This is a genomic window from Methylobacterium sp. J-068 (assembly GCF_022829445.1).
Taxonomy (GTDB): domain Bacteria; phylum Pseudomonadota; class Alphaproteobacteria; order Rhizobiales; family Beijerinckiaceae; genus Methylobacterium.
Map to the genome: position 1 here is coordinate 48,498 of NZ_JAKSXY010000106.1, position 24,731 is coordinate 73,228.

The 24,731-nt window shown below is 72.5% G+C and carries 20 protein-coding genes; 7 read left to right on the forward strand and 13 right to left on the reverse strand.

The features are described from left to right. Positions 1–16: 16 nt before the first annotated feature. Genes MKK54_RS18360 through MKK54_RS18375 form a run of 4 tightly spaced genes read right to left on the reverse strand, consistent with a single transcriptional unit; the run spans position 17 to position 2,727 of the window. Positions 17–826 (reverse strand): VOC family protein, encoded by an 810-nt coding sequence (locus MKK54_RS18360; protein ID WP_244012820.1) that lies wholly within the window; start codon positions 824–826, stop codon positions 17–19. Further along, complete coding sequence (locus tag MKK54_RS18365) at positions 823–1,725, reverse strand: SMP-30/gluconolactonase/LRE family protein (protein WP_244012822.1); 903 nt, start codon at positions 1,723–1,725, stop codon at positions 823–825. Before MKK54_RS18365 ends, MKK54_RS18360 begins: the two co-directional genes overlap by 4 nt. 4 nt (positions 1,726–1,729) lie before the next feature. Continuing rightward, complete coding sequence (locus tag MKK54_RS18370; protein ID WP_244012824.1) at positions 1,730–2,176, reverse strand: cupin domain-containing protein; 447 nt, start codon at positions 2,174–2,176, stop codon at positions 1,730–1,732. 56 nt (positions 2,177–2,232) lie between these two features. Next, positions 2,233–2,727, reverse strand: coding sequence for a DoxX family membrane protein (locus MKK54_RS18375; protein ID WP_244012826.1), 495 nt, complete (start codon positions 2,725–2,727; stop codon positions 2,233–2,235). A gap of 227 nt (positions 2,728–2,954) precedes the next feature. Between MKK54_RS18375 and MKK54_RS18380 the strand changes: the two genes are divergently transcribed. Both MKK54_RS18380 and MKK54_RS18385 read left to right on the forward strand, forming a co-directional pair. Then, positions 2,955–4,517, forward strand: coding sequence for a GMC oxidoreductase (locus MKK54_RS18380; protein ID WP_244012828.1), 1,563 nt, complete (start codon positions 2,955–2,957; stop codon positions 4,515–4,517). Continuing rightward, positions 4,514–5,446, forward strand: coding sequence for an alpha/beta hydrolase fold domain-containing protein (locus tag MKK54_RS18385; protein WP_244012830.1), 933 nt, complete (start codon positions 4,514–4,516; stop codon positions 5,444–5,446). Before MKK54_RS18380 ends, MKK54_RS18385 begins: the two co-directional genes overlap by 4 nt. 43 nt (positions 5,447–5,489) lie before the next feature. Here the strand turns inward: MKK54_RS18385 and MKK54_RS18390 are convergent, their stop codons facing one another. The 8 genes from MKK54_RS18390 to MKK54_RS18425 form a co-directional block, all read right to left on the reverse strand. After that, entirely contained in the window at positions 5,490–8,165 is a 2,676-nt protein-coding gene (locus MKK54_RS18390; protein WP_244012832.1) for an ATP-binding protein, read from the reverse strand. Between the two features lie 386 nt (positions 8,166–8,551). Beyond that, positions 8,552–10,783 (reverse strand): xanthine dehydrogenase family protein molybdopterin-binding subunit, encoded by a 2,232-nt coding sequence (locus MKK54_RS18395; RefSeq protein ID WP_244012834.1) that lies wholly within the window; start codon positions 10,781–10,783, stop codon positions 8,552–8,554. Further along, positions 10,776–11,840 (reverse strand): FAD binding domain-containing protein, encoded by a 1,065-nt coding sequence (locus MKK54_RS18400; protein WP_244012837.1) that lies wholly within the window; start codon positions 11,838–11,840, stop codon positions 10,776–10,778. The genes MKK54_RS18395 and MKK54_RS18400 overlap by 8 nt, the downstream gene beginning before the upstream one ends. Beyond that, positions 11,837–12,370 (reverse strand): (2Fe-2S)-binding protein, encoded by a 534-nt coding sequence (locus MKK54_RS18405; protein ID WP_244012839.1) that lies wholly within the window; start codon positions 12,368–12,370, stop codon positions 11,837–11,839. Before MKK54_RS18405 ends, MKK54_RS18400 begins: the two co-directional genes overlap by 4 nt. Before the next feature lie 75 nt (positions 12,371–12,445). Continuing rightward, positions 12,446–12,889, reverse strand: a complete 444-nt coding sequence (locus MKK54_RS18410) for a DUF305 domain-containing protein (RefSeq protein ID WP_244012841.1) — start codon at positions 12,887–12,889, stop codon at positions 12,446–12,448. A gap of 22 nt (positions 12,890–12,911) precedes the next feature. Next, positions 12,912–16,055 carry an efflux RND transporter permease subunit gene (locus MKK54_RS18415; protein WP_244012844.1) on the reverse strand — a complete coding sequence of 1,048 codons (3,144 nt, stop codon included), beginning with the start codon at positions 16,053–16,055 and terminating at the stop codon, positions 12,912–12,914. Positions 16,056–16,062: 7 nt separating this feature from the next. Beyond that, a complete protein-coding gene (locus tag MKK54_RS18420) occupies positions 16,063–17,778 on the reverse strand; it encodes an efflux RND transporter periplasmic adaptor subunit (RefSeq protein WP_244012846.1) in 1,716 nt (571 codons plus the stop codon). Between the two features lie 92 nt (positions 17,779–17,870). Continuing rightward, positions 17,871–18,296 carry a hypothetical protein gene (locus MKK54_RS18425; protein WP_244012848.1) on the reverse strand — a complete coding sequence of 142 codons (426 nt, stop codon included), beginning with the start codon at positions 18,294–18,296 and terminating at the stop codon, positions 17,871–17,873. Between the two features lie 138 nt (positions 18,297–18,434). Here MKK54_RS18425 and cobF point away from each other — a divergent pair, with 138 nt between their 5' ends. Together cobF and MKK54_RS18435 are read left to right on the forward strand one after the other, a co-directional pair. Then, on the forward strand, positions 18,435–19,217 hold the full coding sequence (gene cobF, locus MKK54_RS18430) for a precorrin-6A synthase (deacetylating) (protein WP_244012850.1): 783 nt from the start codon (positions 18,435–18,437) through the stop codon (positions 19,215–19,217). 227 nt (positions 19,218–19,444) lie between these two features. Continuing rightward, on the forward strand, positions 19,445–20,755 hold the full coding sequence (locus MKK54_RS18435; protein ID WP_244012852.1) for a hypothetical protein: 1,311 nt from the start codon (positions 19,445–19,447) through the stop codon (positions 20,753–20,755). Between the two features lie 43 nt (positions 20,756–20,798). On the opposite strand, the gene MKK54_RS18440 is transcribed toward MKK54_RS18435, so the two are convergent. Next, a complete protein-coding gene (locus tag MKK54_RS18440; RefSeq protein WP_244012854.1) occupies positions 20,799–21,371 on the reverse strand; it encodes a PAS domain-containing protein in 573 nt (190 codons plus the stop codon). Positions 21,372–21,718: 347 nt separating this feature from the next. Here MKK54_RS18440 and MKK54_RS18445 point away from each other — a divergent pair, with 347 nt between their 5' ends. From MKK54_RS18445 to MKK54_RS18455, 3 genes are all read left to right on the forward strand, one after another. Then, the gene (locus tag MKK54_RS18445; protein WP_244012856.1) at positions 21,719–22,357 is read left to right on the forward strand and encodes a ParA family protein; all 639 of its coding nucleotides are present in this window, start codon (positions 21,719–21,721) and stop codon (positions 22,355–22,357) included. After that, on the forward strand, positions 22,341–22,655 hold the full coding sequence (locus tag MKK54_RS18450) for a ribbon-helix-helix domain-containing protein (protein WP_244012858.1): 315 nt from the start codon (positions 22,341–22,343) through the stop codon (positions 22,653–22,655). Before MKK54_RS18445 ends, MKK54_RS18450 begins: the two co-directional genes overlap by 17 nt. Positions 22,656–23,043: 388 nt before the next feature. Continuing rightward, entirely contained in the window at positions 23,044–24,522 is a 1,479-nt protein-coding gene (locus tag MKK54_RS18455; protein ID WP_244012860.1) for a septal ring lytic transglycosylase RlpA family protein, read from the forward strand. Positions 24,523–24,731: the final 209 nt, after the last annotated feature.

Genomic DNA, 24,731 nt, shown 5'->3' on the forward strand with positions numbered 1-24,731 from the left:
GTCCTGGGGGCGACGCCTACGGCAGCCACAGGCGATGACCGTCCGGGTCCCGCACCGGCCTCGGCGCGGCATCCGGAACCGGCACGCCCGGGCTCGCGAAGACCAGCACGGTGGCGGCGATGTCGCGATCGCCGCACGCGAGGCCGGCGCGCGGGAAGGCGCCCGCGTAGCAGAGAAGCTCCAGGTGCGGCGTCGGGCCGTCCGGCAGCCGCAGGCCCGTCACCGCCACACGCGGGTCCGGCACATCGTCGAGGCGGGCCTGCTCATCCCCGACATTGGTGGAGCGGGCCGAGACCGTGAGGCCGAGCCCCGCGTAGAAGGCGAGGCTCCCCTCGGTCTCGGCCACCGAGATCGCGGAATGGTCGATGCCGAGGCAGACATCCGCGCCTGCGCCGCGCCACGCCGCCGGTGCCCGACCGGCCGGAAACTCCAGGAATTCGAGGGGGTGGCCCTCGGGGTCGCGGAACTTGAAGGCGCTCACGCCGCCCGAGGCCGCCGGCAGGCGCTCGGGGCCGGCCGTGGAGATCGCCCGCCAGCCCGCCATCGTGGCGAGCCGCGCGTGGGCGGCCCCCATGTCCGAGACCACGATGGCGATGTGCTGGAACAGGGGGCTCCAGCCCGGCACGTCGGAGGGATAGGGCCGCCCCGGATCGGCATAGCCGACGAGGTCCACGGCCATCGCCCCGAGGCGCAGGGACACCACGGTCTCGCCGGCGGCCGGGCGGGTCGCGGGACGCCGCGAGAAGCCGAGAGCGGCGGTGTAGAACCCGGCCAGGGCTTCGGGATCGGCGCTGACGAGGCGGATGCGGTCGAGGGCGCGGATCATGGCGTCTGCACCCCGCGCCGGTTGAGAAAGATCGCGTAGAGCGTGTGCGAGCCGCCGATGAAGAGGCGGTTCTTCATCCGACCGCCGAAGGTGAGGTTCGAGACCCGGTGCGGCACCAGGATCTTGCCGAGGAGGTGGCCCTCCGGATCGATGCAATGCACCCCGTCGGCGGCGCTGCTCCAGACGTTGCCGTCCTCGTCCACCCGCATCCCGTCGCAATAGCCGGGCGCGATGGTGTGGAAGACCGCGCCGCCCGACAACGCCCCGCCGGGGCCGACGTCGAAGGCGCGGATGTACTGGCGCGGATCGGGCCGGCTCTGGTCGCCGGTCTCGGCCACGTAGAGTCTGCGCTCGTCGGGCGAGAAGGCGAGGCCGTTCGGCCCGTCGAAATCGGTCGCCATGGCGCGGACCTCGCCCGACGCCGGATCGAGACGATAGAGGGCCGGCGGCTGCTCCGAGACCTGACGCCCGCCCTCGTAGTCGTTGGAGATGCCGTAGACCGGATCGGTGAACCAGATCGCGCCGTCCGAGGCCACCACCACGTCGTTCGGCGCGTTGAGGCGCCGCCCGTCATGGTGGGTGACGAGCGTGGTGAGAGCTCCGTCGTACTCGGTGCGCGTGAGGCAGCGGCCCCGGTGCGAGCAGGCGATCAGGCGGCCCTGGCGGTCGCGGGTCTGGCCGTTGGCGTAGTTCGAGGGGGAACGGTAGACCGAGAGCCCCTCGGTCTCGCTCCAGCGCATGGTGCGGTCGCGCGGCAGGTCCTGGAACAGCAGGCACGCGGCGTCTCCCATCCAGACCGGCCCCTCGATCCAGCGGAAGCCCGTGGCGATCTCCTCGAGTTCGGCATTGCCCAGGAGGTACCCGGCAAAGCGCGGATCGACGATGTCGAACCCCGTCATGAGATTACCGGAACCGGCACGGGGTCGCGATGGTCGACGGCCCATCGAACTGCACCACCATGAGCACGGCGGGCTCGGTCCCCACCGTGCCGGAGAGGTGCCCCCGGCGTCCGTCCACGACCTTCGTGTTCTGGTCCTCGCCGAAGGAGATCTCGCCCGGCCCCATCTCGACGCGGGTGCCGTCCATGGATTCCACGAACCAGCGGCCCGAGAGCGGGATGATCCATTGCGGCTTCGGATTCTCGTGCCACGCCCCCGTCCAGCCCACGGGCTGGACCGTGACCATCACGGTGGCGCCGTCATGGGTCTTGGTGCCCTGCCATTGCGGGTCGGCCGGCGGCTGCATCGACTTCATGTCGAAATCGGTGAGCGCGCAGCGGGTCTGGTGGCTGACGCCGTCCGCGTCGGTCCAGAGGTGCCAGTAGGGAACGCTGGGTTTCTCTTGAGTCATGTTGTCTTGGGTCTCGTTGTCTTGGGTCTCGTTGTCTTGGGTATTATTGTCTTGGGTCATGGCGTGGTCCCGGCCGTCTCGGTGGAAGGGGTGGTGCGGTAGGGCTGCGAGGAGGCGAGCGGGTCGGCGAGGAACTGGCGCACCGTGCCGGCGCCGGTCCCGAAGGTGATGAGGAGGAAGCCGCCCGCGAGCGCGAAGTTCTTCAGGAAGTCCCAGAACAGGCCGCGCCCCTTGCTGTCCCCGCCGGCCCAGAAATCGCCGGGTCGCCAGAACTGCTTCCAGAGCAGCGCGGTGACGCCGCAATAGCCGGCCAGCACGAAGGCGGCGGCCCGGTCGGCGATGCCGGTGACGACGCCGAGCGACATCACCACCTCCACGAACAGCCCGGCCAGGATGAGCCCCGTGGCGAGGCCGGTATTCGGCACCCGCTCGCGGGCCTGCCCGACCGCGCCGCGAAAGTTCAGGATCTTGTCCAGCGCGCTGAAGGGCAGGAACAGCAGGACCAGGAGGACCCGGACCATGACGGCGATGCCGATGCTGAGTTCTTCCAAGGATCGGTCCTGACCTGATGGGCTTTCGCACGCGCACAGGCGCGCGAGAGGGTGCGAAAGGATGGGGAGGGCGCAAGCGAACGTGATGCCCTCGGCCGTTGAACGCGGCATCCTCGCGCCGGTTCATACGTTCGAAGCGTCGGACGCCTCACGTCGACGCGAGCCCCGATAAGGCGGCGGCACGGTGCTGGCATCCGCGAACCGACGAGCCCGACGCGAAGGACCCCATGGCGCAAGAGCATTACGACGTCGTCATCGTGGGTTCGGGGCCGGGCGGCGGCACCATGGCCTGGCGCCTCGCGCAGACCGGCAAGCGCGTGCTGCTGCTGGAGCGCGGCGGCTACCTGCCGCGCGAGCGCGAGAACTGGGACGCCCGAGCGGTGTTCGTCGATGCCCGCTATCAGGCCCCGGAGACCTGGTACGGCGCCGATGGCCGGCAATTCCACCCGGGCCTGCACTACTATGTCGGCGGCAACAGCAAGGTCTACGGCTCGGTGCTGCTGCGCCTGCGGAGCCGCGACTTCGACGTGGTCCGCCACCCGGACGGCGACGCGCCCGAATGGCCGGTGAAGTACGACACCTTCGAGCCCTACTACCAGGCGGCCGAGGAACTCTTCCACGTCCACGGCCTGCGCGGCGAGGACCCGACCGAGCCCCCGGCCCCGAAGCCCTACGCCTACCCGCCCGTGAGCCACGAGCCGCGCATCCAGGAACTCTTCGACGGGCTGAAGCGCGAGGGGCACCGGCCCTTCCACCTGCCCGTCGGCATCCTGCTCGACGAGCGGGACGGCATGGCCCTGCCGCACTCCGCCTGCATCCGCTGCGACGCCTTCGACGGCTATCCCTGCCTGACCAACGGCAAGGCCGATTCGCAGATCGTCTGCGTCGACCCGGCGCTCGCCGCGCACCCGAATCTCACCCTCTGGACCGGCGCCTACGTGGAGCGGCTCCTGACCAGCCCGAGCGGGCGGGCGGTGACCGGCGTCGAACTCGTGCGCGAGGGCCAGCGCCGGACGGTCTCGGGCGACATCGTCGTGGTGGCCTGCGGCGCGCTCTCCTCCGCCTTGCTGATGCTGCGCTCGGCCAACGACGCGCACCCGGACGGCCTCGCCAACGCCTCGGGCCAAGTCGGGCGCAACTACATGCGCCACAACAACGCGACGGTGCTGGCGGTCTCGCGCACCCCGAACCCGACGAAGTTTCAGAAGACGCTCGGCCTCAACGACTTCTACTACGGCTCGGACGATTGGGACTTCCCGCTGGGCCACATCCAGATGGTCGGCAAGTCCGACGGCACGCAGATCCACGGCGAGGGCCTGCCGGGCTTCCTGCAATGGTTTCCCGAAAAGCCCTTCGACTGGATCGCGCGGCACGCCCTCGACTTCTGGCTGACCTCGGAGGACCTGCCGCGCCCGGAGAACCGGATCTTCTACGAGGGCGGCAAGGTCCGGCTCGACCTGACCGAGAGCAACATGGAGGGTCACGCCCGCCTGAAGCAGAAGCTGCGCGACCTCTGCGGCAAGCTCGACGTGCATCCCCACCTGTTCGACCGCTCGCTCTACCTCGGCAAGGACACGCCGATCGGCGGAACGGCGCACCAGGCCGGGACCCTGCGCTTCGGCGAAGACCCGGCGACCTCGGTGCTCGACCTCGATTGCCGGGCCCACGGCATCGACAACCTCTACGTCACCGATGCGAGCTTCTTTCCCTCGATCGGCGCCGTGAATCCGACGCTGACGATCATCGCCAACGCCCTGCGGGTCGGCGACACCATCGCGGGACGGCTGTGACCAGCCTCGTCGCGCGCCTGGCCGGCCTGGCGATCCGCCTGACGGGACGCCGTCGCAACCTCGCGCGGGACGATCTCGACCCCGAGGCGGCGGTCGCCAAACGCCCGCGCCCGGCCCGGCCGACCCGCGCCATGCGCCGCGAACTCAGGGTCACCTGGGAGACGCGCGACGGCTTCGAGGTCTACACCCTGACGCCGCGCGGCCCCGTGCCGGGCGGCGGCGCGATCTACCTGCACGGGGGCGCCTATACGAGCCCGATCACGAGCCTCCACTGGCGCTTCATCGCCTGGATGGTGGACGCGACGGGCCTCGCCATCACGGTGCCGCTCTATCCTCTCACGCCCGAGCATGCCTGCAAGGAGATCACCGCCTTCGCGATGGCGATCTACCGGGACGGCCTGGAGGCGCGTGGCGGCGCCCCCGTCGCGCTCATGGGCGATTCCGCCGGCGGCGGGCTCGCCCTGTCGCTGGCGATGCAGGTCCGCGACGCCGGCCTGCCCGTCCCGGGCGGGCTGGTCCTGATCGCGCCCTGGCTCGACGTCACCATGCGCGAGCCCTCGCAGGCCCGGATCGAGCCCTCGGACGTGATGCTGATGCGCCCCGGGGTGCGAGCGCTCGGGCGCTGGTATGCCGGGGACTGGGCGGCCACGGACGAGCGGGTCAGCCCGCTCTTCGGCACCCTGCGGGGCCTGCCGCCGATCGAACTCCTCTGCGGCAGCCACGACATCCTGGTGGCCGACGCCCGCCGCCTCGCGGCCCAGGCGCGCGCCGAGGACGCCGCCCTCGCCTACCACGAGGAACCGGGCCTGATGCACGTCTACCCGCTGCTCGGCCTGCCCGAATCCCGCAGGGCCGAGGCGCGGATCACGCGGTTCCTCCAGTCCGTGCGGTCCGGCGCCGGCCCGCAGGCCGGGCCTGCGCCGCCGTGAGGCGCGACGATTCCGGCGATCGCGGACGGGCACCGGGCCGGCGTCAGGGCGCGCCGGTGCCCTGACGGCCGGCCGCCTCCTCGGACATCCGCTCCACTCGGGCCGGGTCCGGCAGGCCCTCGGCGCCGCGCGCGATCAGCAGGTTCACCTGTTCCCGGGCCTGGGCCGCCAGACCGCGCGCGTGGTCCAGCGAACGCCGGAAGACCGCGCTTCCCTCGTGGGCCACGCGCTGCTCGGTGCAGGCCTCGAGGGTCCGGCAGGCCGCGGACAGGGCCGGGAACCCCAGCATGCTGGCCGAGCTGATCAGGCTGTGCGCCTCGAAACGCGACTGGTCCCGCTCCTCCGCGGTGAGGCCGGTGCCCGCGAAGCGCACGTCGAGTTCGTCGCCGAAGGCGTCGAGCAGGGCCAACAGGCGGACGGGCCCGACCAGCTCCAGGGCGTCGTCGTGGATTTGCCGATCGAAGACGCCCGGATCGAGGGTCGCTCCGGCGGCCTCCCGCGCGGGCGCCTCGGCGTTCCAGGACAGCCACCGGTCGACGAGGCGATAGAGTTCGGCCCGGTGGAACGGCTTGCCGATATGATCGTCCATGCCGGCGGCCCGGAACGCCTCGATCTGGTCGGGCAGGACGTTGGCCGTCATGGCGATGACGGGCAGGGTGGAGGCCGGCATCCCGAGTTGCCGGATCCGACGGGTCGCCGTCAGGCCGTCCATGCCCGGCATCTGCACGTCCATCAGGACGAGGTCGAACAGGCCCTCCTGCACGGCCCGGATGGCCGAGGCGCCATCCGCCACGACCTCGACCGTATGTCCCCCGGCCTCGAGAACGGCCCTGGCCAATTGCTGGTTGATGACGTTGTCCTCGACCAGCAGGAGGTGCCCGGTCCGGGCGATGGCGTGGGTGTCGGCCACCACCGACACCGTCCGCTCGACCGAGCCGAGCGGCAGCGTGACGAGGAACCAGAACGTCGCGCCGACCCCCTCCTCCGAGAGGACGCCGATCTCGCCGCCCATGAGGTCGATGAGCTGCTTGCAGATGGCGAGGCCGAGGCCGGTGCCGCCGAAATCCCGCTCGATCGAGCCGTCCACCTGGCTGAAGCGCTGGAACAGCCGGCCCTGCTTCTCCCGGGCGATGCCGATGCCGGTATCCGTCACGCTGAAGCGCAGGCGCTCGCCGGTCTCGCTCGTGCCCCCGTGCTGCACGCTCAGGGTGACGCAGCCACGGGACGTGAACTTGATGGCGTTGTTGAGGAGGTTGAGCAGCACCTGCCGCAGGCGCGCCGGATCGCCGTACAGGATGCGGGGCAGGGCGGGGTCGATCACCGCGCGCACGTCCAGCCCCTTCGGCTGGGCCGAGCCCCGGACGATGCCCAGGCTCCCGTCGATCAGCGCGCGCGGATCGAAGGCCTGCCGGTCCAGCGCGACGGCGCCGGCCTCGACCTTGGAGAAGTCGAGGATGTCGTTCACGACCGTGAGCAGCGTCGCGCCGGAGGCGCGCACCAGCTCGGCCTGACGCTGCAGGTCCGGCGACAGGCGGCCCGAGCCGATCATCAGGTCGGTGAAGCCGATGACGGCGTTGAGGGGGGTGCGGATCTCGTGGCTCATGGCGGCCAGGAACTCGGTCTTGGCGAGACTCGCGCGCTCCGCGTCGCGCTTGGCCGCCTCGGCGTCCCGCGTGCGGGCCGCCACCCGCTCGCTCAGGGTCGCGTTGAGCGCCCGCAATTCCGCTTCGCTCGCCCGCAGGGCGCGTTCGGCCGCGTCGCGCGCGGTGTCGTCGCGCATCGTCAGGACGGCGCCGACCTGGCGCCCGTCGCGACCGATCAGGGGGCGGGCGGAGCCGATCGCCAGGATCTCGACGCCGTCCGGGCGCCGGATCCGCCATTGGGCGTCCCGGACCGTCTCGCCCATCACGGCCCGCGCCAGCGGCAGGGCCTCGGGCGGGTAGTGCGCCCCGTGCTCGGTGTAGAGGTGATAGGTCTCGCTGTAATCGTCCGGCTCGACATCGAGGCGCGCGACGCCGTGGATCGCGGCGGCCGCCTCGTTGACCAGGGTGATCCGGCCCGATGTGTCGGTGACGATCACGCCCTCGGCGAGCTGCCCCAGGATGGCGTCGTGCGTCGAGTCCAGGACCTCGCGATACCGGGCCTCGCTCTCGGACGCCGCCTCCTCGGCCTGCCTGCGGGCGGCGATGTCCGCCGCCCGTTCCCGGGCCAGGGCCTCGCCGGTCCGCAGGGCCTCGTGGAGGCGGAGATGGGCGACGACGACGCGCGCCAGATCCTCGAGCCGGTGCGCCTGCTCGGGCGTGAGGTCACGCGGCTTCGTGTCGATCAGGCAGAGCGTTCCGACCCGGATGCCCGGCCGCAGGATGAGGGGCGCGCCCGCGTAGAACCGGATGTGCGGCGCGCCCGTGACCAGAGGATTGTCCGAAAAGCGCGCATCCCGCGTCGCGTCCGCCACCACGAAGACCGTATCGGCGAGGATGGCGTGAGCGCAGAAGGAGACCGCGCGCGACGTTCCCGGGACGTCCAGCCCGCAGCGGGCCTTGAACCACTGCTCCTGCTCCTCGACCAGGGAGACCAGGCAGATCGGCACCGCGAACAGCGCCTGCGCCGTCCGGCAGACGGCATCGAAATGCGGCTCCGGGTCGGTCCCGACCAGGGACAGGCCCCGCAGCGCGTCGAGGCGCGCGCGCTCGTTCTCGGATGGGGGCGGTGCTGACATGCGACGCGATGGGGTTCGGATGGTCCGGACAGAACCGATGCCTGTAGCAGCGGTCCTTTCCATACGGAGTTAACCGGTCCCAAGTTTCATACGAGCTCCGCTTGATCCCCTCGGTTCGGATGGCCGCGACGCGCTCCCTCTCCTGGAAGGAGAGGGATGGGGAGAGGTGTGGCCCATCTCCGGAGAAGTCACACACCTCACCCTGTCCCTCTCCTTCCAGGAGAGGGAACCCGCGCTCGCCACCCACCGGATGGATCGCAACCGCCGTCCGGGATCGCGCCCCTGCGACACAGCGCATGTCGCCGTGACAGACCTGGAAACCGTCAGAGCGCCAGACGCCCAAGCCGCATCAAACCACGGCCAGCCCTCACGTACAGGAGACGGCGTCAGCCCAGCAGCCTGTCGAGGGTGATAGGGATGTCGCGCACCCGTACCCCGGTGGCGTGCCAGACCGCGTTGGCGATGGCGCCGGCGGTGCCGGTGATGCCGATCTCGCCCACGCCCTTGATGCCGAGCGGGTTCACGTGGGGGTCGTGCTCCTCCACCAGGATCGCCTCGATGGACGGCACGTCGGCGTTCACCGGAATGTGATACTCGGCGAGGTTGGCGTTCATCACCCGGCCCGAGCGCGGATCGAGCACCGCGTGCTCGTGCAGCGCCAGGGACACCCCCCAGATCATGCCGCCGTAATACTGGCTGCGCACGAGGCGCGGGTTGACGATCCGCCCCGCCGCGAAGGCCCCGACGAGGCGCGTCACCCGGATCTGACCGAGATCGGGATCGACCTTCACCTCCGCGTAGACCGCCCCGTGCGCGTGCATCGCGTAGGTCTTCCGCGAGGCCGGCTCGCCCGCGCCCTGTCCTTTGGCCTCCACCGAGCCCTTGCCCGCGCGGTTCAGGATGTCGCCGAAGGATTCCGAGCGGGCCGGATCGTCCCGGCGGGCGAGGCGCCCGTCGGCGGCCGTGACGCCGGCATTGCCCGCGCCGTAGAGGGGCGAGGCCCGATCCGCGACCGCGAGCGCCGCGAGTTCGGCGATGGCGGCCCGCGCGGCGTTGTGGACCGCCGTGCCGCTGGTGGCGGTGCCGGTGGAGCCGCCCGCGAGCCCGCCGTTCGGCAGGTTCGAATCGCCGATGCGCAAGTCCACCCTGTCGATGGACAATCCGAGTCCGTCGGCGCCGATCTGCGCCAGCACCGTCCAGGCGCCCTGGCCCATGTCCTGGGCGGCGGTCTCGATCAGGGCCGTGCCGTCGGCCCGGATCGTGGCGCGGGCCTCGCCCTGCATCATCCCCGCCGGGTAGGTGGCGGTGCCGAGGCCCCAGCCCACGAGGAGCCCGTCGGCATCGCGCATCTGGCGCGGCGCGCGCGGGCGCGCGGCCCAGCCGAAGCGCTCGGCCCCTTGCGCGTAGCATGCGCGCAGGGCCTTCGACGAGAACGGCCGATGCGTGATCGGCTCGACCTCGGCGTAGTTGCGCAGGCGGATCTCCAGCGGGTCGAGGTCGAGTTCCAGCGCCAGTTCGTCGAGGGCGCTCTCCACCGCGACGCTGCCCGAGGCCTCGCCGGGGGCCCGCATGAAGATCGGGGTGCCAATATCGGCCCGCGAGACCGCGTGCGTGGTGGCGATCGCGCCGGCCGCGTAGAGGTGGCGCGAGAGGATGCCGGAGGGCTCGATGAAGTCGTCGTAGCGGCTCGTCAGGGTCAGGGTGTGGTGGTCGAGGGCCGTGAGCGTGCCGTCGCGGGTCGCCCCCAGGGTCAGGGTCTGGCGCGTGGCGGCGCGGTGGCCGACGGGACCGAACATCTGCTCGCGCCGGGTCACGAGCTTGACCGGGCGGCCGACGAGCTTCGCCGCCATGATCCCGAGGATCTGCGGCGAGGTGACGAAGCCCTTCGAGCCGAAGCCGCCGCCGAGATAGTGGCAGATGACGTGGATGTTCTCCTGCGGGATGCCGAACAGGCCGGCGAGGCGGCCCTTGGCGATCCAGAGCGCCTGGGTCGGGGTGTGGAGCGTCAGGCGGTCGCCGTCCCACTGCGCCACGCTCGAATGGGGCTCCAGGGCGTTGTGATACTGCGCCGCCGTGTCGTAGGTGGCCGCGATCCGGGCCTCGGCCGCGTCCATCCCGGCGGCGAGGTCGCCCGACCCCTCGGCGGTGGCCGAGCCCGCGCCGACGGTCTCGGGCGTGAACACCTCGCCCGCTCCGAGGGCGACGCCGGCCGGTTCGTCCGCGTAGCGGGGCCGGAGCAGGAAAGCGCCCTCGGTGGCGGCCTCCAGGGTTTCGGCGATCACCACCGCGATCGGCTGGTTGGCGTAGCGCACGCCGTCGTTCTGCAACAGGTCGAGGCGGAAGGCGAAGGGATTGTCCTTCAGGTCCGGGGACTTGGCGAGCTTGGGGGCGTTCTCCGGCGTCATCACCGCGACCACGCCGGGATGGGCCTCGGCCGCCGCCACGTCGAGATGGGTGACCCGGCCGCGCGCGATCCCGCTCACCGCCATCACGGCGTGCGCCAGGCCCTCGGGCCTGAAATCCGCGCTGTAGCGGGCCGCGCCCGTGACCTTGTCGGGGCCGTCGCGCCGGGTGAGCGGCTGGCCGATGGAGGCGCCGTGGCGCTGACGCTCAGGCATGCGCGGTGACTCCGGCGGAGGGGGCGGGGGCGAAGGGACTGGCCGGCAGGGCGGGCACGCGCTCCGGGGTGCCGGCGGCGGCAAGCGTGAGGGCCCGCACGACGATGCGGCGGGCGAGCTCGATCTTGTGGGCGTTGTCGCCCGAGGGCGTCGCGTCCGCGAGCGCGGCCTCGGCCGCCCTGGCGAAGGTCTCGGGGGTCGGCGCGGCGCCGGCGAGCAGGCTTTCCGCCGCGCGCGTCCGCCAGGGTTTCAGGGCGACGCTGCCGAGCGCGATGCGGCCTTCCGCGATCCGGTCCCCGTCCATGCGCAGACCCACGGCGGCCGAGACCACCGCGAAGGCGTAGGAGGTGCGCTCCCGGACCTTGAGGTAGCGGCTGTGGGCGGCAAAGCCCTCCGCCTCCGCCGGCAGGGTCACGGCGACGACGAGGTCGCCGGGTTCCAGCACCGTCTCGCGCTCCGGGGCGTCGCCGGGCAGGCGGTGGAACGCCTCCAGGGGCACGCTGCGGGTGCCGGCCGGGCCCTCGATCTCCACGGTGGCGTCGAGGGCGGCGAGCGGCACGCAGAAATCGGAAGGGTGCGTGGCGATGCAGTGCGCGCTCCAGCCCAGCACCGCATGGGCACGGGTGACGCCGCCGAGGGCCGCGCAGCCGGCGCCGGGGTCGCGCTTGTTGCAGGCGCTGGCGGTGTCGTAGAAGTATTGGCAGCGGGTCCGCTGCAGCACGTTGCCGGCGGTGGTGGCGGCGTTGCGGAGTTGGCCCGAGGCGCCCGAGAGCAGGGCTTCGGCCAGCGCCGGGTAGCGCCGCGCGATCCCGGAATCATGCGCCAGCGTCGCGTTGCGCACCAGGGCGCCGATCCGCGTCGCACCGTCCGGCAGGCGCTCGATCCGGTCGAGGCCGGGCAGGCGGGTGATGTCCACGAGGATGTCGGGCCGCGCGACGCCGCCCTTCATCAGGTCGACGAGGTTGGTGCCGGCGGCGAGGTAGGCGGCACCGGGCCGGCCGGCGGCCGCGACCGCCTCGGCGACGCTCGTCGCGCGGATGTAGTCGAAGGCCTTCACGCCGCGTCCTCCGCGATATGGCGGCCGGGCAGCACGTCCGGTCCCGTCATTAGTGCATGGGCGCTCAGCACGGCTTGCGTGATCCCTGCATAGGCGCCGCAGCGGCAGAGGTTGCCGCTCATGCCCTCCCGCACCCGCTCGGGGTCGCCGCCGGTCTGGCCCTCATGAATCAGCCCGACCGCGCTGAGGATCTGGCCCGGCGTGCAGAAGCCGCACTGGAAGCCGTCATGCTCCAGGAAGGCCGCCTGGACCGGGTGCAGGCCGTCGCGTCCGTCAAGCCCCTCGATGGTGGTGATCGACGCCCCGTCGAGGCTCACGGCCAGCGCCAGGCAGGAATTCATCCGCACGCCGTCGACCAGCACGGTGCAGGCGCCGCACTGGCCCCGGTCGCAGCCCTTCTTGGCCCCGGTGAGGTCGAGGCGCTCGCGCAAGGCGTCGAGCAGGGTGACCCGCGCGTCCTCGAGGACGAGGCTGCGGGCTACGCCGTTCACGGTCAGCGTGATGGGAAAGCCAGTTTCGGGAAAGCTCATGCCGGGCTGCCTCCGCCGTAGCCTGTCTGGAACCACTCCAGATAGGACCACCGCGCCTCCCGACCAGGGGGCGCCTCAGCGCGCGGGCGCGCCTTTCGTGTCAGACCCCTTCGCCTCCGCCTCCTTGCGCTTCAGGATGGCCTGCATCTGGGCGATCTCGGTCTCCTGCGCCTTGACGATGCTCTCGGCCAGCGCGCGGACCTCCGGGTCCTTCGAGTATTGCAGGGCGACCTTCGCCATGGCGACGGCGCCGGCATGGTGCGGGATCATGCCGGCGGCGAAGTCGCGGTCGACGTCGCCGGAATAGCGGATCTCCATGTCGCCGTGCATGCGCATGGCGGCTTCCTGGAACGCCCGGGTGGAGGGCGAGGCCGCCGGCTTTGCCGCATGCGTGTGGCCCGGCGTGCCGTGGTCATGGTCGTGGCCGTCGTGATGGTGCTCGGCGGCCGGGGCCGCGCCCGCGAGGGCGAGGAGGGCGAGGGCGGCGAGCAGGCTCGTCCCTGTCGTCGTGGTCTTCATGGGGGCGTCTCCGTTCGAAGGGTCAGAAGAGGGCGGGCGCGGGGGCACCCGCGGCGTGAGCGGGCTCGGGCACCCGCGCCGCCGCCAGGCGGGCGAAGGCGCCGGCGCCGAAGCGCAGGACCAGGACGGGGGTGAGCACCGCGTCGAGGAGGGTGGCGCTGAGGAGGCCGCCGAAGATCGTCACGGCGACAGGGTGGAGGATCTCCTTGCCGGGCGCCGTGCCGTCGACGAGGAGCGGCACCAGGGCGATGCCGGCCGCCAGCGCCGTCATCAGCACCGGCACCAGCCGCTCGTTGCTGGCCCGCAGCACCAGGGCCGGCCCGAAGGGCAGGCCCTCGGCCAGCCCGAGGTTGAGCACGTGGCTGATCTTCAGGATGCCGTTGCGGGCGACGATGCCGGTGAGCGTCACGAAGCCGATCATCGAGGCCACCGAGAGCGGCAGCCCCGCGATGAAGAGCGCCGCGACGCTGCCGATGAGCGCCAGCGGCACGTTGCCCATGACGATGAGCGCCAGCACGCCGGAGCGGTAGCGGCTCGCCAGCAGGGCGAAGACCAGAGCCAGGGAGACGAGGCTGAGGAGTCCGATGGTCCGGGTCGCCTCCCCTTGCGCCTGGAACGCGCCCTCGAGACTCGCGGTGATGCCCTGGGGCAGGGTGGTCCGCGCCAGGGTCTCGGCCACGGCCCGGGCCACCGCCGCGCCGTCCGTGCCCGCTTGGGTGTTGGCCTGGACGACGAGGCGACGGCGCCCGTTCTCGCGCAGGATCTGGTTCGGCCCGTCGCGCTCGGCGATGTCGGCCAGCGCGTGGGCCGGGACCCAGCCGGTGGGCGTCTCGATCAGGAGGTCGCGCAGGGCCGCCACCGAGCGCCCGGATTCGGGCAGGCGCAGGGTGACGTCGTAGCGGCGCAGGCCGTCGACCAGGGTGGAGACCACCCGGCCGTTGGCGAGGCGGCTCACCGCCTCCACCACGGCGCCGGGGGCGATGCCGTAGAGGGCGGCGCGGCCGGAATCGACCCGGACCTCGAGCTGCGGGATGCGGACCTGCTTCTCGATGGCGAGGTCGGTGAGGCCGGGGATCGTCTCGAATTCCGCCTTGAGGGCGTCCGCCGTGCGGCGCAGGCCGTCGAGATCCTCGCCGAAGAGCTTGAGGGCGATCTCGGCCCGGACCCCGGAGAGCATGTGGTCGAGGCGGTGCGAGATCGGCTGGCCGATATTGACCGAGACCGGCAGCACCCCGAGGCGCGCCCGCAGATCCGCCACCACGGCCTCGCGCGGGCGCCCGCCGGGCCTCGTCCCGGTTTTCATGCCGATCTCGAGATCGGTGGAGTGGACGCCCTCGGCGTGCTCGTCGAGCTCGGCCCGGCCGGTGCGGCGCCCGACCCTCTCCACCTCCGGGATCTCGAGCACCAGCCCCTCCGCGATGGCGCCGATCCGGCTCGATTCGGCGAGCGAGATGCCCGGCGTGAAGGCGAGGTTGACGGTGAACGAGCCCTCGTTGAAGGCCGGCAGGAAGGCGCGCGGCAGCGCCGTCGCGGCGAGGGCCGCCGCGCCGACCCCGAGGAGGGCCGCCGCCATCACGCCGCGTTGATGATTGAGCGCGAAGGCCACGAGGCGGCCGTTGCCGGCCTTCAGGCCCCGGATCAGCCGGCCCTCCGGCGCCTCCAGGCCTTTCAGGCCGGGCAGGAGCCAGGAGGCCAGCGCCGGCGTCAGGGTGAGGGAGACGGCCAGGCTCGACAGGATCGCGATGATGTAGGCCTGCCCCAGCGGCGCGAAGAGCCGACCCTCGATGCCCGACAGGGCGAAGAGCGGCACGAAGACGAGGCAGATGATCACGGTGGCGTAGACGATGCCGGAGCGGACCTCGTTCGAGGCGGCCACGATCACCGCGAAGGACGAGCGCGGCGCGTTCGCGTGCCGGTTCTCGCGCAGCCGCCGCAGGATGTTCTCGACGTCCACCACCGCGTCGTCGACGAGTTCGCCGATGGCGATGGCGAGGCCGCCCAGCGTCATCGTGTTGATGGAGAGGCCGAGCGCGGAGAAGATCGCCGCCGTGGCGAGGATCGAGACCGGGATCGCGGTGAGCGAGATCAGGGTGGTGCGCGCGTTCATCAGGAAGGCGAACAGCACCACCGCCACCACGGCGACCGCCTCCAGCAGCACCCGCACCACGTTGTGCAGGGAGGTCTCGATGAAATCCGCTTGCCGGAACAGGATTTTTTGCGCCCTGATGCCGGGGGGCAGGCTCGGCCCGAGCTGGGCCAGGGCCTCCTCCACCGTCCGGGTCAGCCGCACGGTGTCGACGCCCGGCTGCTTCTCCACCGAGACGATGACGGCGGGCTTGCCCATGTAGCCGCCGTCGCCGCGCCGGGGCCGGGGTGCGAAATCCACCTCCGCCACCTGGCGCAGGTAGACCGGCCCGGCGGGAGTTCCGATCACGAGGTTGCGCAGGTCGTCGAGGTCGATGGTCCGGCCGATGGCGCGGATCAGCACCTCGCGGGCGCCCGCATCGGTGAAGCCCCCGCCCGCATTGGTGCCGAACCCCTCCAGGGCCTGGGTCATGGCCGCGTGCGTGACGCCGAGGGCCCGCATGGCGGCGGGGTTCGGGGCCACCCGGTACTGGCGCACCGCGCCGCCGATCGGGATCACCTGCGCCACGCCCGGAATGGCCAGCAGCCGCGGGCGGATGGTGAAGTCGGCGGTCTCGCGCAGCTGCATCGGGCTCGCGGTCTCGGAGGTCACCGCCACCAGCAGGATGCCGCCCATGATCGACGAGACCGGCCCCATCTGGGGCATCACGTCGGCGGGGAGTTCGGTGCGGGCGAGCGCCAGGCGCTCGGCCACGAACTGGCGGGCGCGGTAGAGGTCGGCGTCCCAGGCGAACTCGACGGTGACGATGGACAGGCCGATCCCTGAGACCGATCGCACGCGGGTGACGCCGGGCAGGCCGTTCATCCGGGTCTCGATCGGGTAGGTGACCCGCTGCTCCACCTCCGGGGGCGCGAGCCCCTCGGCCTCCGTCATCACCGTGACGGTGGGACGGTTGAGGTCGGGCAGCACGTCGACCGGCAGGCGCGTCAGGGCGAGGAGCCCGGTGAGCACCAGGGCGGCGGCGAGCGCCAGCACGAGCAGGCGGTTGCGCAGGGACTGCGCGACGATGGTCTCGAACATCGGAGCCTCAGCGGATCTGGTCGAGGAGTTCGGCGCCCTGGACGACGACGCGGCGCCCGGCCGCGATCCCGTCATCCACCAGCATCCGGTCGGCATCGAGCGGCGCGACCCGCACCGGGCGGCCGAGGAAGCGTTCCGCGCTGACATGCTCGTAGACGAGGCTGCCGCCCTCCGCGCGCACGATGCCCGAGCGCGCCACGGGCAGGCCGGGGCGGGCATTCCCGATCGGTGCCAGCACGGTGACGAACTGGCCGAGGCGCAGGCCCCGGGCGTCGCCCTCGACGGCGAACTGCACCGGCACCGCCTGGTTGCGGTCGGCCAGACCCGTGCCGCGATAGGCGAGCCCCAGGGTGCCGCCGTCCCCGAGGCGCGCGGTGGCCCGGCTCCCCTCGGCCAGGGCCTCGAAGCTCAGGGCCTCGACCCAGAGGCGGGCGGGGTCGATGATGCGGTAGACCACCGTGCCGGGGGCCGCCATGGCGCCCGCCACGGCGTTGGCCTCCGCGATGACGCCGTCGACGGGCGCGACCAGCGCCTCGGGCTCGCGCCGGATGGCGTCGAGGGCGGCGCGCCGGTCCCTGAGGCCAGCGAGTTCCGAGCGGGCGTCGTCGAGCTGCGTCCGCGCCACGGCACCGGTGCTGGAGAGCCGCTCGAAGCGGTCCACGCGGCGCTCCAGGATGGCGATCTGCTGGTCGAGTTCGCCCTGGCGCTGGCGCATGTCGGAGACGTCGACCGCCTGGACCGGCGGGGTCACGGTGGCGAGCACGTCGCCCCGGCGGACCCGCGTGCCGAGGCGGGGGAAACCGGATTCCGGGGGCGACAGGCGCCCGCCGACCGAGGATTGCACCACGCCGCTGGCGTTCGGGTCGGCGATGATCCGGCCCGGCAATTCGGCCCCGCGGGTGACGGTCTCCTCGGCCGTGAGACCGGTGCGCAGGGCCAGCAGGCGCTGGAGCGATTTCGGCACGAAGACCGAGCCGTCGGGCAGGCGGCGCGCCCGCTCCATCGGGGGGGCGGCGGTGAGCGCGGCGGGCGTCATCGGGACGTCCCGGGCGGCCCCCTCGGAATGGCCCTCGTGCGCGAGGGCGGCACCCCCGAGCACCAGGGTCGCGGTCACCGCGAGGAGAACCGCGAACACCTGTCCGGCGCGGCGTCGGCGCGCCAGGGCGAAGACGCCGAGCCCCATCAGGAAGCTCCCGGCCGCGAGGGCCGCCGGGTTCTGCCGGGCGAGGCGGTCGGCCAGAGCGCGCGCCGTGGCGGCGGGGCCCGGATCCACGGGGCTCGCGGCCGCAACGTCCGCCGGCGCGGGCAGGTCGAGATCGAGGGCGAGGACGTCGGTGCGGCCCTCCGAGGAGATTCCGACGACGAGGTCGTGGTGGTCGCTCGCCGCGAGCCAGGGCGCGCTAAGGCGGTAGGTGCCCGGCGCCGTCTCGGCGGCCTTGCGCCGGCCCTCCGGCGTCATCACGGCCACCGTCGCCCCGGTGACCGGAGCGTTGCTGGCGAAGGCGTCGAGGTAGAGCACGAGGTCGGCGCCCTGCGCCACGGCGACGAGCTCGAAGCGCTCGGACACCGCTTCCGCGCGCGGCGCCGTGGCGGTGGGAACGGGCGGCGGCTCGGCGCCGTGATCGTGGCCCTCGTGGGCGCGGACCGTCCCGGAGAGGATCGGCAGGGCGAGGCCGCACAGGAGCGCGAAGGCGCGCAGAAGGCCCGCGACGGGAATGGACATGGCTGAGGATTCTTTCGCCGAGAAGCATGGAACGGCGTCCCGGCGTCAGGCTCCGGAGGGGAGCCCGGACACGCCGCGGGACGCGGGCAGCGTCAGGCGTGGAATCGTGGCGGCTCGGGGAGGGCTTCCGGAACGACGTCCGTCCGGGCGGGGAGGGCGCGCGCCAGGGCACGGTCGCGCGGGCCGCGCGGCGCGGCCGCATCGGCCGCGTCGGGGGCGAGGCCGGCGCCGGTGCAGCAGGAGCCGGCACCGCGGCAGCCGGCCCGACCGCAGGAGCCGTCGCACAGATCGGCGCCGATGATCCGGGCGCTCACCGCGACGCGCGTCCGGACGGTGACAGCGTCGGAGGCGATCGCGCGCGGCCCGGCCGCTTCGGCCGTGGAGCGGATAGCGATCGAGGCGAGGGAGGCCGACACGGCACGGGCCTCCCCGTGCGCATGACGGCCATGCGCCTGGGCACCGGACGGCATGACGCCGACGGCGATCAGGACGATCGCCGCCGCGAGCCAGAGTGCCATGTGCCGGACGCAGGTCATGTCGGCCGCCAGGTTAGCACACGGGGGGAGGGCGCGACAGGCACCTTTTTCTTGGCTAAGGCGCTCTGGGCCGAATGAGCCACGGGATGCTCCTCCGGGGCGATCGAAGGGCGGCGCGCGATGAGAACACTCCTGGTGATCGGGATCGGGACCGGAAATCCCGAGCACGTGACGATCCAGGCCATCCGCGCCCTCAACACCGTCGAGGTGGTCTTCGCCCTCGACAAGGGCCGCGAGAAGGCCGACCTCGTGGCTTTGCGCCGGGAGATCTGCGCCCGCTACCTCACCGAGCGGCCCTATCGCTTCGTCGAGGCGCAGGACCCGGAGCGGGACCGCAACCCGTCCGATTACGGAGCCACCGTCGAGGCCTGGCACGCCGCGCGCGCCGCGCTCTACGAGGCGATGTTCGAGCGGGAGTTGGGAGCCGATGGAACCGGCGCCATCCTGGTCTGGGGCGATCCCTCCCTCTACGACAGCACGCTGCGGATCATCGACCGCATTCTCGAGCGCGGCCGTCTGGCCTTCCAAGTCCGGGTGGTTCCGGGCGTCACCAGCGTCCAGGCGCTCGCGGCGGGACACCGCATTCCCCTCAACCGCATCGGCGCCCCGATCCTGATCACGACCGGGCGGCAGATCGCCGACGGCCTGCCCGAGGGCGCCGACACCACCGTGGTGATGCTCGACGGTCATCCCCGCTTCGACCATCTCGATCCCGACCTGACGATCTACTGGGGCGCCTACCTCGGCACCGCCGACGAGATCCTGATCGCGGGACGCCTCGGCGACGTCGCGGCCGAGATCGGCGCCGTTCGCGAGGCCGCCCGTGCCCGCCACGGCTGGATCATGGACACCTACCTGCTGCGCGCTCGCCTCCGGGACGCACTGACCTCGCCTGCGACATAGTCGCCGGCCGTTCGGGAGGAATGCGGGGCCGCCGCGCTGTTCGGCGGGTAATTGTTCCCCGTTGCGCCGATAACACACCGGCAACGATCCCTTTCCTCCAATCCCCGTGTCGCCCGCGACTGCCCGATGACTGGCAGGGTGTTTGCCTGAGACTTCCGGGCGGCAATAATCGGCAGGTCCCAGGGGTGCGACGACTGTCGCCGGTCCTGGAATCGGGAGGGTGACGCATGGCGACGGATGCGGGTCGGACGGCCGGGCTCGGTTGGGGACGGCTCCCGCGCATGCTCTGTGCCCTCGTCCTCGTGGGGACGGCCTGTGGCGCCCTGGCGGGCACGACCCGCGGCGCCCTGATGGTCTCGGGCATGCCCTCCGCCCTCGGGGCCGCCTACGCCGCCCTGTCCCTGCGCCTGGAGGATCGGCTCCAGACCCGGGTGGCCGGTCCCCCGGCCCGCATCGCGCTGGGTCCGCACGGCCGGGACGTCCGGCTCGCCGGGGAGATCGGGGAGGGGAGCGCGGAGCGCCTGGCCACGCTGCTCGCCGCCCACCACGACGTCACCCGCATCCATCTCACCAGCGAGGGCGGCCTCGTCGAGGAGGCGACGGCGATCGGCGACCTCATCGCCGCGCGGGGCCTCGCCACCTACGTCCCGGATTACTGCGTCTCGGCCTGCACCCTCGCCTTCGTGCGGGGTTCCGCCCGCTACCTCGTGACGAACGGGCGTCTCGGCTTCCACGCGCCCTACGATCCGGGCCTGTTCGGGCAGATCGTGCAGGCCGATGGCGCCGCCGAGCGGGCGGCCTACGTGGCGGCGGGCGTCGATCCGGATTTCGCCACGCAGGCCCTCGGGGTCGCCTCGGACAGCCTCTGGATTCCCGAGGCGGCGCGGCTGGTCCAGGCCCGCGTCGTCACCGAGATCGTCGACACCGACCGCTTCCCGGATTCCACCCTGGACGACGATCCGAGCCCCGTCGGCGCGCGGGCGGCGATCCTGCGCGCGCTTCCCCTGCTGGAAGGGCTCGCGCCGCCGGACGGGTCCGCCTGGCGGGCGGACCGCGTGAGCGCCATGGCCGCCGCCTATCTCGACGGCTACCGGGCCGGGCGTCCGGAGGGCGAGGCCCTCGATCGCCTGCGCGCCCGCGCCCAGGGCGAGATCGCCCGGACCCTGCGCGGCGCCGACGACGCGACCTGGGTCGAGATCGGCCGCACGCTCCTGCGCGCGATGCGGCGGGCGGAGCCGCAGGCCTGCCTCACGATCGGTGGGGAGGGCAACCTGCTGGTGGCGTCCGAGACCTTGTCGGACGACGAAGCGGCGCGCGGCCTGCTGGCGCGGGCGGCGGGGCAGGAGGCGGGGCGGGGCGATGCCGCCGCTCCAGCTGCCGCTCCGCGCCTCGCCTCCGCGCGGGGGCCGCGCGATTGCGGCGGCCTGATCGCGGCCTACGCGCATGCCCTGGCGCGGCCCGGAGCGGGGCCGGCGGTGCGGGCCCTGGCCGGGCAGGGCATGCGTCCGGCCCAGGAGGCCGCGGCCCTCCCCCGCTGAGCGGGTCTCTCCCGCCGCGCGGGGCTTTCCCCCTGAGCGGGGCTCAATGTCGCTGTCCGTCCGGCGCGTCGCGGAGATGGCGCGCGAGTTCGAAGCCGATCTCGACCATCAGATGGTCGAGGAGCCGCGTCAGCCCGGCATGTTCGAGATCGCCGGCAAGCCCCCGCAGGGCGATGGCGTGCTCGGCCATCCGGTTCACGCGGTGCTGGGGCGCGCTCACCCGGTCCTCCGTCAGGTCGAGGACGATCCCCCGCGCCCGCGCCGGCCGTCCCGAGGCGTCGCGCTCGATGCGCCCGCGCAGGTCCAGCCAGCGCGGCGCGGTGGTGCGGAAAGCCAGCGCGAAGGTGCCGCCCCGCGCGATGGCGGCGTGAAACCCGTTCTCGACGCGCGCCCGGTCGTCTGCGTGCGTCGCGTCGAGGAGGGCCGCCAGGGGCACGCCGTCCGCGCCCGCCCGCGCGGTCAGGCCGAGGGCCCGCCCCAGGGGCGCGGAGACGGTCAGGCGATCCGCCCAGATGTCGTGCAGCCAGACGCCGACGACGCCCGACGCGGCCAGGGCCGCGCGCAGGCCGTCGGGATTGTCGGCGGCGTCTGGAGCGGGAAAGGGAAATCGCGTCATGGACGTCCTCGACGGCATCCCCGGACGAACCTTGAGATGACCTGAGGTTGATATATGGTTGGGCACGAGGCGGCCCGTATGGCCGTACCGTAGAGCGGATCGCGCGATCCGGAAAGGGCGTCCGAGGTATTTCCGTGCGCTTGAGGCAACCTGAGATTGCCAAAAACGGATAGGGCCGACGCGCACCGGCTTAACCGTCGGTTAACCATGATCGGCGACATCCGGGATCGCAGCATCCTTGGGTCACAGGACGGCGACCGGCCATCGTCCCCCGGAGATCCGGACCTGCCGGACTCGTCCGCCCACTCTCCACCCGGATACGTCGACGCTCGCGAAGGGATGTCAGGATGAAAGCCATCACGTTCGTCACCCAGAAAGGAGGCAGCGGCAAGAGCACGCTCTGCATCTCGCTGGCCGTGGCCGCCCAGGAGCGCGGGCTCTCCGTCTGCATCCTCGAGATGGATCGTCAGGCCACGATCTCCGACTGGCTCGACCACCGCAGCGCCGAGGGCCCGGAAGTCGCGCAGATCGACGCGACGCAGATCGAGAGCGTGATGGCGCAGCTGCGCGACTCCGCCTACGACTACGTCTTCATCGACACGCCCGGCGTCGATTCCGCCGGAACGCTCGCGGCGATCCGCGCCGCCGATCTCTGCATCATCCCCTGCCGGCCGACGCCCGCGGATCTCCGCGCCTTCAAGCCGACGCTCGCGGCGATCTACCGGCTGGAGAAGAAGTTCGCCTTCGTGCTGAACCAGACGCCGCCGCGCTCCTACCGCATCCGCGACGCCGCCGATGGTCTGGCGGTGCTCGGCATCCTCCCCGACGTCAACATCGTCGCCCGCACGGACCATCAGGACGCCATCGGCGTCGGCCAGGGCGTGACCGAGTTCAACCCGAAGGGGCAGGCCGCCTCGGAGGTCCGCAAGCTCTGGAGCTGGATCGAGAAGCGCATGCAGGTGAGCAAGCATGCCAAAGCCGCCTAAGCTCAGTCTCGCCTCCATCGTCGCCGCATCGGCCCCGTCGAGCAAACCGCAGCAGAGCGCGGAGATCGTCCAGCTCGAAACCGGCGCGGCGTCCCTCCGGCGCCCCAACGCCACCCTGAAGCAGCGCGCCCGGCAGATGTCGGTCTATCTCGAGCCGCCGGTCTACGATCAGCTGCGCGACATCGCCCATGCCGAGCGCGCCAAGATGCACGGCCTGATGCTGGAAGCCCTCGACCTCTTGTTCAAGCAGCGCGGGGCCCGGTCGATCGACCAGCTCAACGAGCCGGGCGGCCGCTGAAGGCCGGCCGAGAGAGGTCGGCTGGCCGAAATCGAAGCCTCGGCAAGGGGTTGCTAGGGGTTTCGTAGGCATCGGATGAGAAGAGCCTCGTGGGCACCGGGACGGTCGATCGCGCGGGGGAGCCGCCCGGCTTTCTCGTGGCCGAACAGGCTCTTGGCGGCGGATCCTGACACGCGGCCTTCGCCTTTGCCCGTTCCCTCGGCACATCATCGCGGGGCAACCCCGCGCCGACGTCGTTCAGCCTTCCTTTACGCCGTCGGGACAATCTTCCCGTCTCGGACGGGGCGCAGGCTTCGCCCGAGGGTCCGGCCGGTCCTGCTCTTGCCCGCCGGCGGGCCGATCCAGCGTATGTGCGTATCGGGGCGAGGGCTTGGGGCGGATCATCGCGATGGCGCGTTCGACGAAGGCCGGAAACCAGGGGCCGGCCCCGCTGCCGCTCTGGCGGCTGCTGGCCGTCTCGGCCGTGGCGCTGACCACCGCCAACTGTGCCCAGAACACCCAGAAATTCGCGGGCGCCACCTCCGGCGGCTCGGGCCGCGACCCGAAATACGGGGTCAAGGCCAGCCCGCGCCTCTACAACGAGGGGGATGTGATCCCGAAGGGCGGCGGACGCCGCTTCTCGGGCAAGCCCTACGTGGTGGCCGGGCGCACCTACGTGCCGCGCGAGGATGCCAAGGGCTATGTCCGCGAGGGTCTCGCCTCCTGGTACGGCTCGGCCTTCCACGGCCGCATGACCGCCAACGGCGAGGTCTTCGACCGGCACTCCATCGCGGCCGCGCACCCGACCCTGCCGCTGCCGAGCTACGCCCGCGTCACCAACCTCGCCAACGGCCACTCGATGATCGTGCGGGTGAACGATCGCGGTCCCTATCATGCCAACCGCCTGATGGACGTCTCGGAGGAGGTGGCCGAGGCCCTGGAATTCCGCCGCAGCGGCACCGCGCGGGTGCGCGTCGAGTATGCGGGCAAGGCCTCCACGGCCGGCAGCGACGACCGCAAGCTGCTCGCCACCCTGCGCACGGACGGCCAGCCCGCCGCGATTCGCGGGCAGGCCTCGGTGATGGTGGCCGATCTCGGCCCCGACGCCCCGCAGGTTTCCTCCGAGCGCCTCGCCCGCGCCAGTCGTCCGGCCCTCGCCTTCCGGGAGGCCGGCGAGCGGGATGCGGCGGACACGGCCGCCGGGCAGGCCACGAGCGAGGCGCCGGAGGCCGCGCCCGCTCCGGTCAGGCCCGCGCCCGTTCTGGTGGCGAGCGCCGCCACCGTGGCGGTCCCGGCCGCCCTCCAGCCCACGGCGGTTCGCGCCGAGACCTTCCGGCCGGTGCGGCACAGCCCCTCCGACACCCATCAGGCCGTGGCGCAGGCCGCGACCCGGCCCGCCCCCCTCAGCCTCGCGCCGCCGCCCCTGAGACTGGCCGGTGCCCGGCCGGAACCGGTCCGGCCCGAGACGCGGAGCCGGTTCGCCGCCGCGCCGATTGCGGTCCCGGCGGCGCGCTCGGTCGCCCCCCTGCAGGCCGTCGCCAAGTCCATCGCCAAGCCCGTCGTCAAGCCCGTCCCGACCCGCCTGGCAGGCGTGACCCCGGCGCCGGGGGCGTCGAAGGCCGCCCTGGCGCGGCTGGCCGCTGAGGCCGCCGGGCCGAAGGCGGGCCTGCCCAAAAGCGGGGTGGCACAAGTCGCATCGGCCAGGGATTTCGCTCCCGCCAAGGGCTTCGTGCCCAAGGAGGCCGCGCCGGCCAAGCCGATCCTCGTCGCCAAAGCCTCCGGCGCCGCCAAAGCCTCCGGCGTCGAGAAGCCGGGTCCGACCGGCAAGCCGACGTTCGTCGCGAAGGGCACCGCGCGCGGCCGGGCCCAGTTCGCCGAGGCCCGCTGAGGCGCGGGCGCCGCGCCCGGCGCCGCCGGGCCGGGGGCAACCACGTCCGAACATGCCCCGGGCGCATCGTCGCGAGATTGAAATCGCACATGAATTTGCGTTCGATCTTGGCGGCGAATGCCTGTAACGTCACGCTTGATCGTGGGGGCGATGACGGGGTCGGCGTGAGGCAGGGAATGGGTTTGATATGGGTCCCCGGCGGGCGCGCC

Coding starts and splice junctions, on each gene's coding strand:
- MKK54_RS18360 (WP_244012820.1), bottom strand. CDS start 826: ATGATCCGCGCCCTCGACCGCATCCGCCTCGTCAGCGCCGATCCCGAA.
- MKK54_RS18365 (WP_244012822.1), bottom strand. CDS start 1,725: ATGACGGGGTTCGACATCGTCGATCCGCGCTTTGCCGGGTACCTCCTG.
- MKK54_RS18370 (WP_244012824.1), bottom strand. CDS start 2,176: ATGACTCAAGAGAAACCCAGCGTTCCCTACTGGCACCTCTGGACCGAC.
- MKK54_RS18380 (WP_244012828.1), top strand. CDS start 2,955: ATGGCGCAAGAGCATTACGACGTCGTCATCGTGGGTTCGGGGCCGGGC.
- MKK54_RS18390 (WP_244012832.1), bottom strand. CDS start 8,165: ATGTCAGCACCGCCCCCATCCGAGAACGAGCGCGCGCGCCTCGACGCG.
- MKK54_RS18395 (WP_244012834.1), bottom strand. CDS start 10,783: ATGCCTGAGCGTCAGCGCCACGGCGCCTCCATCGGCCAGCCGCTCACC.
- MKK54_RS18405 (WP_244012839.1), bottom strand. CDS start 12,370: ATGAGCTTTCCCGAAACTGGCTTTCCCATCACGCTGACCGTGAACGGC.
- MKK54_RS18410 (WP_244012841.1), bottom strand. CDS start 12,889: ATGAAGACCACGACGACAGGGACGAGCCTGCTCGCCGCCCTCGCCCTC.
- MKK54_RS18415 (WP_244012844.1), bottom strand. CDS start 16,055: ATGTTCGAGACCATCGTCGCGCAGTCCCTGCGCAACCGCCTGCTCGTG.
- MKK54_RS18420 (WP_244012846.1), bottom strand. CDS start 17,778: ATGTCCATTCCCGTCGCGGGCCTTCTGCGCGCCTTCGCGCTCCTGTGC.
- MKK54_RS18425 (WP_244012848.1), bottom strand. CDS start 18,296: ATGGCACTCTGGCTCGCGGCGGCGATCGTCCTGATCGCCGTCGGCGTC.
- cobF (WP_244012850.1), top strand. CDS start 18,435: ATGAGAACACTCCTGGTGATCGGGATCGGGACCGGAAATCCCGAGCAC.
- MKK54_RS18435 (WP_244012852.1), top strand. CDS start 19,445: ATGGCGACGGATGCGGGTCGGACGGCCGGGCTCGGTTGGGGACGGCTC.
- MKK54_RS18440 (WP_244012854.1), bottom strand. CDS start 21,371: ATGACGCGATTTCCCTTTCCCGCTCCAGACGCCGCCGACAATCCCGAC.
- MKK54_RS18445 (WP_244012856.1), top strand. CDS start 21,719: ATGAAAGCCATCACGTTCGTCACCCAGAAAGGAGGCAGCGGCAAGAGC.
- MKK54_RS18450 (WP_244012858.1), top strand. CDS start 22,341: ATGCCAAAGCCGCCTAAGCTCAGTCTCGCCTCCATCGTCGCCGCATCG.
- MKK54_RS18455 (WP_244012860.1), top strand. CDS start 23,044: ATGGCGCGTTCGACGAAGGCCGGAAACCAGGGGCCGGCCCCGCTGCCG.